Below are 13,852 nucleotides of genomic sequence, written 5' to 3'. Positions count from 1 at the left end.
GATGAAGCGGCAACTCTCTCACTTGCTAAAGGAAATTTCTCATGAGCATCTCTGTTGGCGACAAAATCCCTGACGTCAAATTGGTTAAGGCAACCGCCGAGGGCCCTCAACCCGTTCAGTCGGCGGATTATTTCGCAGGACGCCGCGTTGCATTATTCTCCGTCCCCGGCGCCTTCACGCCCACATGCTCGGCACGCCATCTTCCGGGTTTTGTTGAAAAGTCTGCGGAACTTGCTGCCAAGGGCATCGACGAAATCGCCTGCACCGCCGTCAATGATGCCTTTGTGTTGGGCGCGTGGAACAAGTCGGGTGGTTCGGATGCGATCACGATGCTGGCCGATGGCAATGGCGATTTTGCTGCTGCACTTGGGCTGGAGATGGACGGCAGCGCATTTGGCATGGGTAAGCGCGGACAACGCTTCTCGCTCGTCGTCAACGATGGCGTGGTTGAGCATGTCAATGTCGAAGCGCCTGGCGATTTCAACGTCAGTTCGGCGGAATATATGCTCGGACAGCTCTAATCCATTGCTAATTCTAAAGAAGCTGCACGTAAAAGGGAGGGGTTGCCCTCCCTTTTTTGTTGCCAAATTCGCAAAATTCGGTGAAGCGTGATTATGCCTAGTAATCACGCTCAAAACATCATTAATCAACTTGTTACCGAGTATGAAGCTTCGGTAAAAAGGCTTCAATCCGCGCTTGCGGCTTATTTGAAGGACAGAATTCCCCCAAGTGCGGACCAACGCGCAAGCAATGACTTCTGCTATCCCGAACTCGTGATCACTTATGCTGGTAAATCGCGCGAAACCAAATCGAATCTCGCTTTTGGCAAGCTGGAGAAAGTTGGCACTTATCGAACCACTTTTACCAAGCCTGATCTTTTTGCCGATTATATTGGCGAGCAGCTTGATCTTTTGAACGAGCAATATGAACTCGAGATTTCGGTTGGCCGCAGTCGCCAAGAAATCCCCTTTCCTTATGTACTGGATGGTTCCGCCGATCTTGAGCTCGGGACCGTCAGTCCAAATGAGCTTGCGCGTCATTTCCCCACGACGGAGCTGGCCGATATTGGCGATGAAATCGCCGACGGTTTGTTGCGCGTAAAAGGTAACAGCAGTTCGCCACTTGCTTTATTTGATGGTCTGCGTACCGATTTTTCTTTGGCCCGTTTGCGTCACTATACGGGCGCACCTGCCGAACATGTGCAGCATTACATCCTGTTCACCAACTACCACCGTTATGTCGACGAATTTGTAAGCTGGGCCTGTACGCAAGTCGGTAACGGTCGCTACACGGCTTTGTCCGGTGCCGGTGGCCTATATGTGGACCAACCCACCGATAACGCAGCCCAGCTTGTCGCCGACAGCACATGGCGCCGGCATCAGATGCCTGCATATCATCTCATCGCGCCAGACCGTTCGGGCATCACCTTGGTGAATATTGGTGTCGGCCCGTCTAACGCCAAAACGATTTGCGATCATTTGGCGGTGCTCCGGCCGGAGGCTTGGTTGATGATTGGCCATTGCGGCGGTCTGCGTGAGACGCAGCGGATTGGGGACTATGTCCTCGCCCATGCTTATTTGCGCGATGACCATATCTTGGACGATGTCCTGCCGCCCGAAATCCCCATCCCGCCCATCGCCGAAGTGCAACAGGCCTTGGCGAGCGCGGCGGAAGATGTTTCAGGCACCAGCGGCGCAGACCTCAAAAGGCGGATGCGCACGGGCACCGTTGTAACAACCGACGACCGAAACTGGGAACTGCGTTATTCCGCCTCCGCGCTGCGTTTTTCGCAAAGCCGCGCGATTGCCATCGACATGGAATCCGCCACGATTGCAGCGCAAGGCTATCGTTTCCGCGTACCGTACGGCACATTGTTATGTGTTTCGGACAAACCGCTGCACGGCGAGATTAAACTGCCGGGTCAAGCAAACCGTTTTTACGAAGAAGCGATTGCCGCACATTTGCAGATCGGCATTCAAACATGTGAGTTGCTTCGCGAGGCTGGAAATAGCTTACACAGCCGCAAGTTGCGGGCATTCAACGAACCGCCATTCCGATAAACACGCAGGAACGAACCCGCTCCGCAATTTTATCGTCATTGCATTACAACCCAAGGAGGAACAGCCCATGCCGAACAAGCCCGAAAACACAAATTTATTCAATAAGATATTGAACACATTTCGTAATTTTACTGACACCCTTTCCGGTAAAGCGCGTTCGGCGGCCGAGACAGCGTCGACCACCGCCAAGTCAGCGGTAGATTCCGCCTCCAATGCCGCCGCTACCGCTGGCACAGTTATAAAGGAAAATCCCGGCAAGTCTGCTGCCGTGGCTGGCGCAGTTATCGCAACCGCCGCAGCTGCCGTCGCCGGTAAAAAGGTATATGACCGGAAGACCGCGAGCGGCGCAAAGTCAGCGGCGAAAAAACCGGCTGCCAAAAAACCGGCTGTGAAAAAGCCAGCTGTGAAAAAGCCGGTGGTCAAGCCTACTGCTAAAAAGCCCGCTGCAAAGCCTACCACGGCTGCCAAGCCTGCAACGCGGGCAAAACCAGCTGTGAAAAAGGCAGCGCCCGCCAAACCAGCGATAAAACCAACCGCCTAACTTCAACAATGCAAATATCCCCGCCCGAAAAGGCGGGGATATTCATGTCTACCAGCCCTTTTTGACACCCTTATTTTGCGTCTTGAGCCATTTCATCAACGGCGCAAAATATTCCAGCATTGGCTTGCCAGACATTTCGCGCGTGCCGGTAAAGGCTTGCAACGCATCTGGCCAAGGTTTTGACGCACCCATTTCGAGCATCGCGTTCAGCCGTGTTCCAACTTCCTTGTTTCCGTAGAACGAGCAACGGTGGAGCGGCCCCTTCCATCCCGAAATATCGCAAGCGGCCTTGTAGAATTGGAACTGCAAAATGCGGGCGAGGAAATAGCGGGTATAGGGCGTGTTGCCGGGAATATGATATTTCGCCCCAGCATCAAAACGGTCGGCCGGACGTTCCACTGGTGGAACGATGCCCTGATATTGCAGGCGCAAATCGGTCCAGCCTTTGTTGTATTTGGCAGGCGTAATTGACCCGTTAAACACGCCCCAACGCCATTTATCGATGAGCAGGCCAAATGGCAGAAACGCCACCTTGTCCATCGCTTGACGCAGCAACAGGCCGTTATCCTTGTCCGCACCGGGTACCTTGGCCGGGTCCAACAAGCCAATCTGGACGAGATAATTTGGCGTAATCGACAAAGCGATGGCATCGCCAATCGCCTCATGAAAACCATCATTGGCACCATTCAAATAGAGATAAGGCTGCTTGTTATAAGCGCGCTGATAATAATTATGCCCAAGTTCATGGTGGATGGTTACAAAATCGGTGGTGTTGACCTTGATGCACATTTTGATTCGCAGATCATCGACATTGTCGATATTCCAAGCCGAAGCGTGGCAGACGACTTCACGATCGGCCGGCTTGATAAACTGCGCGCGATCCCAAAAGCTTTTTGGCAATGGCGCAAAGCCCAGTGACGAAAAGAAGCCTTCTCCAATCTTCACCATGTCTTTTTCAGCTTTGCCGCGATTGGTACCAAAATCCGCCAATGCGGTTTGTTTATACCCCTTGGACTCCAGCAATTCGCCAATGTCATAACCAATGTCGCCCGCGCCGGCAGGCGCGACAAGATCATAGATATTACCCCATTCCTGCGCCCACATATTGCCAAGCAAATCGGCACGAATTGGTCCGGTTTTGGACTGAACGGCATCGCCATATTTTTTGTTCAGCTGTGTGCGGACATATGTGTGCAACTCATCATATAATGGCTTTACCTCAAGCCATAATTTGTCGGTCAATTTGGCAAAATCATCGGCGGGCATGTCATAGCCTGACCGCCACATGGCGCCCACATCGGTATAGCCAAGTTCGGCGGCGCCTTGATTGGCGATCTGGACCATGCGCGTGTAATCCGGCCCCATCGGCGCGCCAACATTATCATGCCAGCTTACCCACATCTCCTTCAGCTCTTCAGGATTGCGGTTCGACCCCATTTCGGCCTCAATATCTGAACCGTTGATGGCCTTGCCACGCAACGTGCCGCGGCCCTTGCCATAAGCGGATTGCAACTGGGTTGAGATGGTCGCGAGCTCCGCCGCTGCGCCCGGCGTTGTCGGCGCGGGCAAGACTATGCCACCGCGCAGAATATCCAACTTCCGCTTTGTATCATTAGACAGGCCATACAGCGCCTGATACTTGGCAGCCTCTAGCGCATAACCAACTGCCTTCTCCGTACCGATTTCGCCATAACGTGCGGCGACAGCGTCTGTGTCATCGGTAAGGTACGTGGAATTAATCCACGCCACGCGACCACCCTCAAAAGAAAAATCAAACAGATCCTTCTCGGCGCGGGCAACAAACGCATCGGCATCAGATACCGTTGGTGCTGCTGCTGTCGCCGCCGCATCCTGGGCCATAGCGATGCTGGGGACGGAAAGTGTGGCGCATGCCAGAGCTGCAATCGATATATAATTTTTCATGTTAAGGTCCTGACAGATTGGGTGGCAATAGGGTGAAACTTCCGGACCTCCGCGTCAAGCCGCGCGGCTTTTCCAGCCTCGAATGGCCAAGCCGACCAGCACACCGAAGAATGTCATCAAAAACAAAATCATTTTGATGGGCCGCACCGTCGCTGCCACGCCGGAAAGCATATCATCTCCGCCGGTCACGGCCGCCTGAATGAGCTGGCTAATGGTCTCCGCATAATCGGTGAGCGCAAAACCGACCGCTGCTACGATAATGACCTTACCAAGCCGCGCGAGCATGGCGTGCGACGACGCAGCAAACATTCGCCCACCCGCAAATGCGCCCCATGCATAAACCGCGATAAAGATGAGGTCCAATTCCATGCTGTAGATGGCGAGATCCATCACATCCGATGCTACCCAGCCAGCGTGAATGATATCAACGCGCGCGGCATTCCCCGCTGCTTGATGGTCGCTGATGCCCAAAGGCGAGGCTTCTGTTACCAGCCAGACATTCATGACGATTTGCGCGGCAAGCAACAAAATGCCCGACAGCCAGAACGTCCAGAAACGTCTTTCTAAAGCAGATTCTTGCCTCATAGCTACTTAGCCTCCAAAAATGTCGCCAACGCCCCTGACAGGGCATCCTCGCGCGTTAGATGATAGCTTGTGTAATCATGCACTTGTCCGCCATGATCGCGCTTATGCTCTCGCACTAACTTGCCACCCAATCGCTCCACTGCGGTGCGGGAGCGGAAATTGTTTGCACCCACTTGAAACACAACGATACGCACAAATTGGAATATATGCCGCAGCATCAGCGCCTTGACCTCGCGATTGATGCCCGTCCGCCAATATGCGGTCGCAAAAAATGTCCAACCGATTTCTATTTCTGCCATTGTCGGATCATAATTGGCAAAGCGCGTGCTGCCGATGATGGCATCTGTCGCGCGATCGACAATGGCAAAGGCACCCTGCGATGCAATGGCATCTGCGAAGAAGCCGTCAAACACTTCCCTTTTGTACCGATCACGAAACGGATGCATTGCCCAAATTTCGGGGTCAGACGCCACGGCATAAAGCCCATCATAATCCGTCGCCAATAGCGGCCGCAGCATGACCCGCGCACCAATCAATACCGGCTGAATGTCGAAAGGGGGGAGCGTCACCAACGGTCACCCGTCAACGCCGCGACAAAGGCTTGCCCAAGTTCTGCCTTGGTCACCGCGCTCATATGATTGCCCGGCACCGTGAACAATTTCCCATGTTGCAAAAGCGCCGCGAGGTCAGCGGCAGAGCCATTATCATCATCTTGTTCGCCGCATATAACCGCAACCGGCAAGGTCCAGCTGGCAATCTCGGCCGCTTGCGTGTCGACGAACGTATCGAGAATGTGCCGCAATGCCACCGGATCACCGCCCGTGGTTTTCAGAAAAGCCTCCGCCATCCAAGCGGCCGATCCCTTTTCATGCTGACCCAAATTGTCAAAGACATGGCGGAAATGCGTCCCACGATTTCCAGTTTGGGTCAGGCCTTCCAGTCCCATGCCTGAAATGATGGCCTTCCCCGGCGCTGCGCCACGCGCCAGCATCCGCGAAACCGTCCGTCCGCCGAGCGAATAACCGGCAAGATCATAATCTGTGAGGCCCAAATGCGCCAGCAACGCAAACTGGTCGTCGGCCAATATATCGCGCGGATAATGCGCGGGATCATGGGGCTTGGCGCTCAAACCATGCGCACGCAGGTCCGGCATGATGACGCGGTATCCCGCATTGGCCAACGCAGCAGCATGGCCATATTTAATCCAGTTGGTATCCGCTTCGGACATGAAGCCATGGATCAGCAACAAAGGTCGCCCCTGCCCCGTTTCGCGCCACGCGATCTCGACGCCGTCAACGGCTTGGAAACTGTTGGATGTAATCATAAATCTCGCTCGATACTCAACGACCAACGCCTCTAACTAACCCGCTTTGTCAGTCCTTTTTGTTCCATACGCCATAGCGCCATGTCGATACGGTCCTGACCGAAAAATGGTTCGCCGTCGAAAACGAGAGTTGGCACGCCCCAATGTCCCGCGGCTTCTAACGCTGCTTGGTTGGCAGCGATTTCAGTATCTAGAGCCTCTGCATCGCTGAGCGCTTCGACATCCAGCTCGGCCAAATCCAATCCCGCACGCGAAGCTGCACCAGCGAGATGGTCGCCCTCATGCCAATTCTCCGCTCCGCCCCAGATGAGCCGCGACACTTCGTCACAAAAGGCCAAGCTCTTGCCACGCCGCGCCGCCGCTTGGCCTAACCGGGTCAGGCGAAAAATATAGGGCTGCTCCGCCGCAATTTTGCGCGTGGCAATATCCTGCACAATCGGGTCGGGCCTCGGCGGGCCAAACGGAACGCCGTGGAACTGAGCCACGCGAAACATGTCCGTGAAGGTATAGCGCAACCAATTGGGGTGGCTGCGTTCAAAAAAATCAGGTTCGCGGATGGCGAGTGGATAGACCGGACGCAAATTGATCGTCAGGTCATATTCTTGCGCGAGCGCGCTATATCGCCGCGTGGCAAGGTAGCTATACGGGCTGCGAAACGACCAGAAAATATCGGCTTGCAGCCCCATAACTCAACCCTTTTTCAAATGCCGCCGCCCGAGCAGCTCGGCAATCTGCACCGCATTCAGGGCGGCACCCTTGCGCAAATTATCCGACACGCACCAGAAGGCAAGGCCATTGTCGACTGTCGGGTCTTCGCGCACGCGGCTGACATAAGTCGCATCGTCGCCCGCAGCCTCGACCGGTGTCGTATAGCCGCCGTCCTCGCGCTTATCGATCAGCATGATGCCAGGGGCCTCACGCAAAATATTCTGCGCGGTATCTGCCGACATTTCACGCTCATATTCGATATTCACCGCTTCGCTATGGCCAACAAAGACAGGAACGCGGACGCACGTCGCGGTCAGCTTGATTTTCGGGTCAAGGATCTTCTTGACCTCAACCATCATCTTCCACTCTTCCTTGGTATAGCCATCGTCAAGAAAGCTATCGATGTGCGGGATCACGTTGAATGCAATTTGCTTCGTAAACTTCTTAGCATCGGCACTGTCGCCGACAAATATGTTGCGGCTCTGTTCGAACAATTCGTCCATGCCCTCTTTGCCCGCGCCCGACACCGACTGATAAGTCGATACTACAACGCGGGTTATCTTGGCGTAATCGTGCAGGGGCTTCAACGCGACGACCAATTGCGCGGTTGAGCAATTGGGGTTGGCGATGATGTTCTTGCGTTTGTAGATATCAATGGCGTCTGGATTCACTTCAGGCACGATCAAGGGAACATCCGGGTCCATCCGGAAAAGCGAACTGTTATCGATCACTACGCAGCCAGCAGCAGCGGCAATTGGGGCGTATTTCATCGTCGCTTCCGAACCGATGGCAAAAATCGCCATATCCCAGCCCGTCCAATCGAAATTCTCGATATTCTGGATCTTGAGCATCTTGTCGGTATCGCCATATTCGATTTCGATACCCTGGCTGCGCGATGATGCCAGCACAGCGACTTCATCGGCAGGGAATGCGCGTTCTGCCAAGATGTTGACAACTTCGCGGCCGACATTGCCAGTCGCGCCTGCAACTACGATACGGTAACCCATATTCACTTCCCTTTTCGGCAATAAAAAAGCCGGGCTCTTTGTGGGAGCCCGGCTTTTTGTGTTCGGTTAGAAACGCAGCGCGGCTCCTGCCTTATTCGGCAGCCTCGGTGGTCTTAATAGGACGCGGGTCGCGGCGTTCGGCAATACGTGCCTTCTTACCGGTCAAACCACGCAGATAATAAAGCTTCGCACGACGCACGACGCCCTTACGGACAACTTCGATGCTGTCGATATTGGGGCTGTACAGCGGGAATACGCGCTCAACGCCTTCACCGAACGACATTTTGCGTACAGTGAAGTTGGAGCCCATGCCCTTGTTCGAACGCGCGATGCACACGCCTTCGTAATTCTGAATACGCGTGCGCTCACCTTCGATGACCTTCACGCCCACCTTGACGGTGTCACCTGCACGGAACGCAGGAATTTTTTTGTTTTCTGACAAAGCTGCAATAGCTTCGGCTTCGAGTGTTTGGATGAGGTTCATGCCCCATTTAATCCTTATTCTTTTGTCGCACGTCAGAGGCAGGCTGAACCCGGGCGTCTTTGTAACGCCCCCAAAGGTCCGGTCTGCGTAACCGAGTAATTTCCTCTGCCTGTTGTTTCCGCCAAGCAGCTATTTTCGCATGATCCCCCGATCGCAACACTTCAGGGATCATACGCCCTTCCCAATCATTGGGACGGGTGTAGTGCGGATATTCAAGCAATCCTTGTTCAAAGGACTCCTCGTCACCGCTGGAAGAGGCGCCCATTACGCCGGGAAGTAGCCGAATGCAAGCGTCTAACAGCATCAGCGCCCCGATTTCACCCCCGGATAGAATGATATCCCCCATGGAAACTTGTTCAATTTCTGGATGCGCGTCGAAAAGGCGCTCGTCAAAGCCTTCAAATCGGCCACATAGCACAGTTACGCCGGGTCCGGCGGCAAGTGCACGGATACGGCCTTGCGATATTGGCGTACCGCGCGGTGTCATCGCGATGATTGGGGATTCAGGCTGTACTGCAGACGCATGCTCGACCGCAGCGGCAAGAATATCCGCGCGCAATACCATCCCTGCCCCGCCGCCAGCGGGCGTATCGTCAACGGTGCGATGCTTATCGCCCGCAAAGTCACGGATCTGAATGGGAGAGCAAGACCACTTCCCCTCCTCCAGCGCTCGGCCAGCCAAGGATATTCCGAGCGGTCCAGGGAACATTTCAGGATAGAGCGTGAGGATTTGCGCGCGGAAAGTCATGACTAAGAAAATTGCCCAACGACGGGAGGTAACATAAACACGTTCGGCCGGACCATTGCTCTAAGTTTCGAGTGCCATTTTCTGTATATCAGGCACCAGAGCATCGTTGTTTGTGTGACGAATAATCCAATGGAAAATAATAACAAAAAATTCATCAAACCGTCCAATTCTCTACCTTCAACCCCGGCACGTCGGCGAAGTCGGAAGGATTGTTTGTCACAACCGCAGCACCTAAACTCACCGCATGCGCCGCGAGTAACCTATCAAAGCGCGCACGTTTGAACGGCAGCATTGCGTAAGCTTTTGCGGCCGCTTCATCGAACGGCTGCAAAGGGACTACTGCAGTGAACGCTTCTAGCGCTTCCGCCGTTGGCGGCTTCCCCTGCTCCATCCCTAACACAATTTCAGCATAGCTAATGACAGAAAGCCCGAGTTCTCCGGGTTCATATTGCGCCATATATTTCGCTATCCGAGGATATTGAGCCGTCGTCGCAAATATAGCAGTGTCAGCGTCGATCAAAAATCGGATCAAGGATTTTTTCGCAGACTGCTCGGGCGGGGCTCGAAATCTTCCTGCGGAGCAGGTACATGAACCATGCCTGCAGCCTTGCCCCAAAAGCCACTCACATCGATCTTTTTGCGCGGCTGGTCAGCAAGCTTGAAGATAAATTCGCTCTGCTCTTCACGTAAAATCATTTCGTCGCCGTCTTTCAAGCCGAGCGCCTTGGGCAGGCGCAATGCGACGGAATTACCCGACTTAAAAACTTTAGCTCTATATTCGTTGCTCATAACGCGCTCCGTATATACATGATGTATATACTAAATCACGAAAGCCGCGTCAATGAGTATCCGCTCACCCCATTGAGGCACGGCATCGACGGTCATAGGGACCATGAACTTTTTGCCGGTTTTGCCATCCACAGATGGCATCTGGATTTCCAGAACATCGCTTGCACCGAAATTTTCGACCGCAACGCAAATACCGAGGTCGCTGCCATCGGTGGATACGCACGGCAGACCTAGAAGGTCGCTGTAATAATATTCCCCCTCGCCCAATTCGGGCAAAGCCTCCCGCGGAACGGTGAGCAGCGTACTACGCAGCTTTTCTGCGGCATTGCGGTCGTTGATTTCGGCAAAACGCGCAATCGCGCCGTCTTTGGTTGGGCGGAGGGACTTAACCGTCAACGCACCATCGTTAAAACTTTTGTAGCGTTTCAAGCTGTCCACATTTTCTGCAAACAGCTTGAGACGGACTTCGCCCGTCACGCCGTGCGCACCAGAGACGGCGGCAAGCGTGACGGTTTTGTCAACCAAGGCTTAGCCCTCGGCCTTTTCTTCAGTTGCTTCTTCAGCGGCTGGCGCAGCTTCTTCAGTGGCAGGTGCTTCTTCAGCAACTGCTTCGGCTGGCGCAGCTTCTTCTGCGGCAGGTGCTTCTTCAGCAGCAGCTTCAGCAGGTGCAGCTTCTTCGGCAGCAGGCGCTTCTTCAGCAACTACTTCTGGCTCTGGCTCAGGTGCTGGAGCAGCAGCAGCTGCTGCGGCCGCTTCTTCAGCTTCTGCAAGCTTGGTCGCCTTATCTTCGGCGCGATCCTTGGCTTTCTGGCCTGGCTCGCCCTTATTCGGGTTATTTCTGGCCTTACGCTCTTTAACGCCAGCGACGTCAAGGAAGCGGGCTACGCGGTCCGACGGCTGTGCACCAGCGGCGAGCCAATGCTTCGCGCGCTCTGTGTCGAGGATTACGCGCTCTGCGCTATCCTTAGGTGCCTGCGGGTTGTAGCTACCGATACGCTCGATGAACTTACCATCGCGCGGTGCGCGGGCGTCGGCTACGACGATTTTATAATAAGGGCGCTTTTTCGAACCGCCCCGCGACAAACGCATTGATAATGCCATAAAACTAACTCACCTTTCTTAAAATATTCAAACTAAACAGTATATTATTTCTTCTTATTCAAAAGTCTTGCGAGGTCAGGTGGCATCCCGCCACCGCCGCCCATTCCGGGAAATCCGCCCATGCCAGGTGGCATCGCGCCGGGGGGAAGGCCGTGCATCCCCTCCATCGCGCCACCCAAATCGCCGCCACCTTTGCCGCCGCCAAACATCGCAGCAAGGCCCTTAAGCCCTCCCATTTTGCGGATGCGCTTCATGGCACTTGCCATTTCCTGGTGCATTTTGATCAACTTGTTGACGTCTTGCACCGTCATGCCAGAGCCTTTGGCAATGCGGATCTTGCGCTTGGCGTTCAATAATTCCGGCTTGGCGCGTTCTTTCGGTGTCATCGAACCAATGATGGCATCCATGTGCACCAGCAATTTATCGTTCATACCGCCGGCGTCCATCGCCTGCTTGGCCTTTTTCATGCCGGGCATCATACCCGCCAATGCACCAAGGCCGCCCATCTTAGTCATCTGGCGGAATTGGGTACGCAGGTCGTCCATGTCGAACTGGCCCTTGGCCATTTTGGCCGCGAGTTTTTCCGCGTCCTCTTTTTCGACCATTTCGGACGCACGTTCGACCAAGCCGACAACGTCACCCATGCCCAATATGCGGCCAGCAACACGGCTTGGATTGAATGCCTCAATGGCGTCAAGCTTTTCACCGACGCCCGCAAATTTAATTGGCTTGCCGGTAATGGCGCGCATCGACAGCGCCGCACCGCCGCGGGCATCCCCGTCCATACGCGTAAGTACGATACCCGTCAGATCAACGCGCTCGCCAAAGCTTTTGGCTACATTAACCGCGTCTTGACCCGTGAGCGAGTCCACGACCAGCAATATTTCCTGCGGCACAGCGACCGTCGCCACTGCCTGCATTTCGTCCATCAACTGCTGATCGACATGCAAGCGACCCGCGGTGTCGAGGATAAGGACATCAAAGCCCTGCAGCTTTGCCGCCTGCATAGCGCGTTTGGCGATGTCGACGGGCATTTGCCCCTGAACAATCGGAAGCGTCGCGACATCAGTCTGCGTGCCCAGCGTGCCCAATTGCTCTTGCGCTGCCGGACGATTAACGTCGAGCGACGCCATCAGGACTTTCTTGCCCTGCTTTGTCTTCAACATCTTCGCGATTTTTGCGGTCGTGGTCGTCTTACCCGAACCTTGCAGACCGACCATCATAATGATGGCAGGTGGCGCAACGGCCAAGTTCAGGTCGCTTTGTTCCGCGCCCAACATGTCAACCAGCGCATCGTTAACGATTTTGACGACTTGCTGGCCGGGTGTGACGGATTTCAGGACCTGCGCACCAACGGCTTGCTCGGTTACCTTGTCGATGAAGTCGCGGACAACGGGCAATGCAACGTCGGCCTCAAGCAAGGCAACGCGCACTTCGCGCATCGCTTCACGCACATCGGCTTCGTTCAACGCACCGCGACCGCGCAGGCGATCAAACACACCTCCTAACCGGTCGCTTAGCTTGTCAAACATCGACATTCCTTACCAAATCACCCCATTTGGGGCATAAACGAACAAAAAGCCGGTGAGCGAATCTTCGCCGACCAGCTTGGAAATAATGGATTTCCAACAAATTATGAATGGCACACGACATGCCTTGGAGGGGCGCTTACCAACAGATTTTGCAAAAGGCAAATTATTCCGTGTGACGAAGCCCCCGATATCCGGCTCCATAAGCGGTGGACACTCTGGCCCACAGCCCCTAAATCGCCGACGATGGCAAAAGGCGAATTTCACAAGATGCATGGGCTAGGCAATGACTTTGTCATTATCGATGCGCGCGTATCTCCGATAGAAATGTCGCCTGCCCGTGTGCGGGCTATTGCCGACCGAAAGCATGGCATTGGCTGCGACCAATTAATCCTTTTGACTAAGTCCAATGTCGCCGATGTCACCATGCGCATATTTAACGCAGACGGCAGCGAAGTTGAAGCATGCGGCAACGCCTCGCGCTGCGTGGTGGCCTTGCTGAAACAAGATCTAAAAATCGAAACAAAGGGCGGGATTATCTTTGGGCAACTGTCCGGCAACGACGTGACCGTTTCCATGGGTGAAGCGAAGTTCGAGTGGCAAGACATTCCGCTTGCTTTTGCCATGGACAGTGCCTCCCTACCCCTGGCGTGGGAAGAATTGCAAAACCCCATGGCAGTCAACATGGGTAACCCGCATGCCGTGTTTTTTGTGGACGACGCCGATGCGGTTGATCTCGCGCGGCTTGGCCCCATGATTGAGCATGACGCCGCCTTTCCAGAACGCGTGAATATCAATGTCGCGTCCATCGACGGCAATGAAATCCATCTAGTAGTATGGGAACGCGGCGCTGGTCTAACCGGCGCATGCGGCACAGGGGCCTGTGCCACCGCTGTTGCAGCCATTAAGCAAGGTAAGGTCCAATCCCCTGTTGTCGTGCACCAAAAGGGTGGCCGTTTGACCATCGCTTGGGCTCCGGGGCAGCCCGTGATCATGGCGGGCAGCGCGACTTATGTCTTTACCGGCCACGCCGACTGGGACGATTTTGGATGA

17 protein-coding genes are annotated in these 13,852 nt (G+C 54.6%); 4 read left to right on the top strand and 13 right to left on the bottom strand.

The features are described from left to right. Positions 1–41 precede the first annotated feature (41 nt). The 3 genes from ACILP4_RS01460 to ACILP4_RS01450 all read left to right on the top strand — a co-directional run bounded on the left by ACILP4_RS01460 (position 42) and on the right by ACILP4_RS01450 (position 2,601). Positions 42–521, top strand: a complete 480-nt coding sequence (locus tag ACILP4_RS01460; RefSeq protein ID WP_395618979.1) for a peroxiredoxin — start codon at positions 42–44, stop codon at positions 519–521. Between the two features lie 93 nt (positions 522–614). Further along, a complete protein-coding gene (locus tag ACILP4_RS01455; protein WP_395618978.1) occupies positions 615–2,060 on the top strand; it encodes an AMP nucleosidase in 1,446 nt (481 codons plus the stop codon). A gap of 67 nt (positions 2,061–2,127) precedes the next feature. Then, positions 2,128–2,601, top strand: a complete 474-nt coding sequence (locus tag ACILP4_RS01450; RefSeq protein WP_395618977.1) for a hypothetical protein — start codon at positions 2,128–2,130, stop codon at positions 2,599–2,601. A gap of 48 nt (positions 2,602–2,649) precedes the next feature. Here the strand turns inward: ACILP4_RS01450 and ACILP4_RS01445 are convergent, their stop codons facing one another. The 13 genes from ACILP4_RS01445 to ffh all read right to left on the bottom strand — a co-directional run bounded on the left by ACILP4_RS01445 (position 2,650) and on the right by ffh (position 12,802). Beyond that, on the bottom strand, positions 2,650–4,524 hold the full coding sequence (locus ACILP4_RS01445; RefSeq protein WP_395618976.1) for a M2 family metallopeptidase: 1,875 nt from the start codon (positions 4,522–4,524) through the stop codon (positions 2,650–2,652). 54 nt (positions 4,525–4,578) lie between these two features. Further along, positions 4,579–5,109 carry a hypothetical protein gene (locus ACILP4_RS01440; RefSeq protein WP_395618975.1) on the bottom strand — a complete coding sequence of 177 codons (531 nt, stop codon included), beginning with the start codon at positions 5,107–5,109 and terminating at the stop codon, positions 4,579–4,581. Positions 5,110–5,111: 2 nt separating this feature from the next. Then, on the bottom strand, positions 5,112–5,678 hold the full coding sequence (locus ACILP4_RS01435) for a GNAT family N-acetyltransferase (RefSeq protein ID WP_395618974.1): 567 nt from the start codon (positions 5,676–5,678) through the stop codon (positions 5,112–5,114). Further along, complete coding sequence (locus ACILP4_RS01430) at positions 5,675–6,433, bottom strand: alpha/beta fold hydrolase (RefSeq protein ID WP_395618973.1); 759 nt, start codon at positions 6,431–6,433, stop codon at positions 5,675–5,677. The genes ACILP4_RS01435 and ACILP4_RS01430 overlap by 4 nt, the downstream gene beginning before the upstream one ends. A 32-nt stretch (positions 6,434–6,465) precedes the next feature. Continuing rightward, positions 6,466–7,119 (bottom strand): 2-hydroxychromene-2-carboxylate isomerase, encoded by a 654-nt coding sequence (locus tag ACILP4_RS01425; RefSeq protein ID WP_395618972.1) that lies wholly within the window; start codon positions 7,117–7,119, stop codon positions 6,466–6,468. 3 nt (positions 7,120–7,122) lie between these two features. Next, positions 7,123–8,148, bottom strand: a complete 1,026-nt coding sequence (locus ACILP4_RS01420; RefSeq protein ID WP_395618971.1) for an aspartate-semialdehyde dehydrogenase — start codon at positions 8,146–8,148, stop codon at positions 7,123–7,125. A gap of 91 nt (positions 8,149–8,239) precedes the next feature. Next, the gene (gene rplS / locus ACILP4_RS01415) at positions 8,240–8,632 is read right to left on the bottom strand and encodes a 50S ribosomal protein L19 (RefSeq protein ID WP_125230085.1); all 393 of its coding nucleotides are present in this window, start codon (positions 8,630–8,632) and stop codon (positions 8,240–8,242) included. Positions 8,633–8,639: 7 nt separating this feature from the next. Beyond that, positions 8,640–9,380, bottom strand: coding sequence for a tRNA (guanosine(37)-N1)-methyltransferase TrmD (gene trmD, locus ACILP4_RS01410; protein ID WP_395618970.1), 741 nt, complete (start codon positions 9,378–9,380; stop codon positions 8,640–8,642). Between the two features lie 154 nt (positions 9,381–9,534). Continuing rightward, on the bottom strand, positions 9,535–9,837 hold the full coding sequence (locus tag ACILP4_RS01405) for a type II toxin-antitoxin system VapC family toxin (protein ID WP_395618969.1): 303 nt from the start codon (positions 9,835–9,837) through the stop codon (positions 9,535–9,537). Between the two features lie 71 nt (positions 9,838–9,908). Then, positions 9,909–10,169: an AbrB/MazE/SpoVT family DNA-binding domain-containing protein gene (locus tag ACILP4_RS01400; RefSeq protein WP_395618968.1), complete on the bottom strand. Its 261-nt coding sequence runs from the start codon at positions 10,167–10,169 to the stop codon at positions 9,909–9,911. 30 nt (positions 10,170–10,199) lie between these two features. Next, positions 10,200–10,694, bottom strand: coding sequence for a ribosome maturation factor RimM (gene rimM, locus ACILP4_RS01395; RefSeq protein ID WP_395618967.1), 495 nt, complete (start codon positions 10,692–10,694; stop codon positions 10,200–10,202). Positions 10,695–10,697: 3 nt separating this feature from the next. Beyond that, positions 10,698–11,270: a 30S ribosomal protein S16 gene (rpsP, locus tag ACILP4_RS01390; protein WP_395618966.1), complete on the bottom strand. Its 573-nt coding sequence runs from the start codon at positions 11,268–11,270 to the stop codon at positions 10,698–10,700. A gap of 44 nt (positions 11,271–11,314) precedes the next feature. Further along, positions 11,315–12,802, bottom strand: coding sequence for a signal recognition particle protein (ffh, locus tag ACILP4_RS01385; protein WP_395618965.1), 1,488 nt, complete (start codon positions 12,800–12,802; stop codon positions 11,315–11,317). 243 nt (positions 12,803–13,045) lie between these two features. Here ffh and dapF point away from each other — a divergent pair, with 243 nt between their 5' ends. Further along, positions 13,046–13,852 carry a diaminopimelate epimerase gene (gene dapF / locus ACILP4_RS01380; RefSeq protein ID WP_395618964.1) on the top strand — a complete coding sequence of 269 codons (807 nt, stop codon included), beginning with the start codon at positions 13,046–13,048 and terminating at the stop codon, positions 13,850–13,852.

This window comes from Sphingorhabdus sp. (genome assembly GCF_044239045.1).
Taxonomy (GTDB): Bacteria; Pseudomonadota; Alphaproteobacteria; order Sphingomonadales; family Sphingomonadaceae; genus Sphingorhabdus_B.
Note: the sequence above shows the minus strand (reverse complement) of the source record. Positions and strands in the feature narration are given on the sequence as shown.

Bases quoted from the DNA above. Each gene is read 5' to 3' on its own strand.
- rpsP (WP_395618966.1), bottom strand. From the start codon at position 11,270: ATGGCATTATCAATGCGTTTGTCGCGGGGCGGTTCGAAAAAGCGCCCT.
- ACILP4_RS01455 (WP_395618978.1), top strand. From the start codon at position 615: ATGCCTAGTAATCACGCTCAAAACATCATTAATCAACTTGTTACCGAG.
- ACILP4_RS01450 (WP_395618977.1), top strand. From the start codon at position 2,128: ATGCCGAACAAGCCCGAAAACACAAATTTATTCAATAAGATATTGAAC.
- ACILP4_RS01405 (WP_395618969.1), bottom strand. From the start codon at position 9,837: ATGGCGCAATATGAACCCGGAGAACTCGGGCTTTCTGTCATTAGCTAT.
- ACILP4_RS01460 (WP_395618979.1), top strand. From the start codon at position 42: ATGAGCATCTCTGTTGGCGACAAAATCCCTGACGTCAAATTGGTTAAG.
- ffh (WP_395618965.1), bottom strand. From the start codon at position 12,802: ATGTTTGACAAGCTAAGCGACCGGTTAGGAGGTGTGTTTGATCGCCTG.
- ACILP4_RS01400 (WP_395618968.1), bottom strand. From the start codon at position 10,169: ATGAGCAACGAATATAGAGCTAAAGTTTTTAAGTCGGGTAATTCCGTC.
- dapF (WP_395618964.1), top strand. From the start codon at position 13,046: ATGGCAAAAGGCGAATTTCACAAGATGCATGGGCTAGGCAATGACTTT.
- ACILP4_RS01445 (WP_395618976.1), bottom strand. From the start codon at position 4,524: ATGAAAAATTATATATCGATTGCAGCTCTGGCATGCGCCACACTTTCC.
- ACILP4_RS01440 (WP_395618975.1), bottom strand. From the start codon at position 5,109: ATGAGGCAAGAATCTGCTTTAGAAAGACGTTTCTGGACGTTCTGGCTG.
- trmD (WP_395618970.1), bottom strand. From the start codon at position 9,380: ATGACTTTCCGCGCGCAAATCCTCACGCTCTATCCTGAAATGTTCCCT.
- ACILP4_RS01430 (WP_395618973.1), bottom strand. From the start codon at position 6,433: ATGATTACATCCAACAGTTTCCAAGCCGTTGACGGCGTCGAGATCGCG.
- rplS (WP_125230085.1), bottom strand. From the start codon at position 8,632: ATGAACCTCATCCAAACACTCGAAGCCGAAGCTATTGCAGCTTTGTCA.
- ACILP4_RS01420 (WP_395618971.1), bottom strand. From the start codon at position 8,148: ATGGGTTACCGTATCGTAGTTGCAGGCGCGACTGGCAATGTCGGCCGC.
- ACILP4_RS01425 (WP_395618972.1), bottom strand. From the start codon at position 7,119: ATGGGGCTGCAAGCCGATATTTTCTGGTCGTTTCGCAGCCCGTATAGC.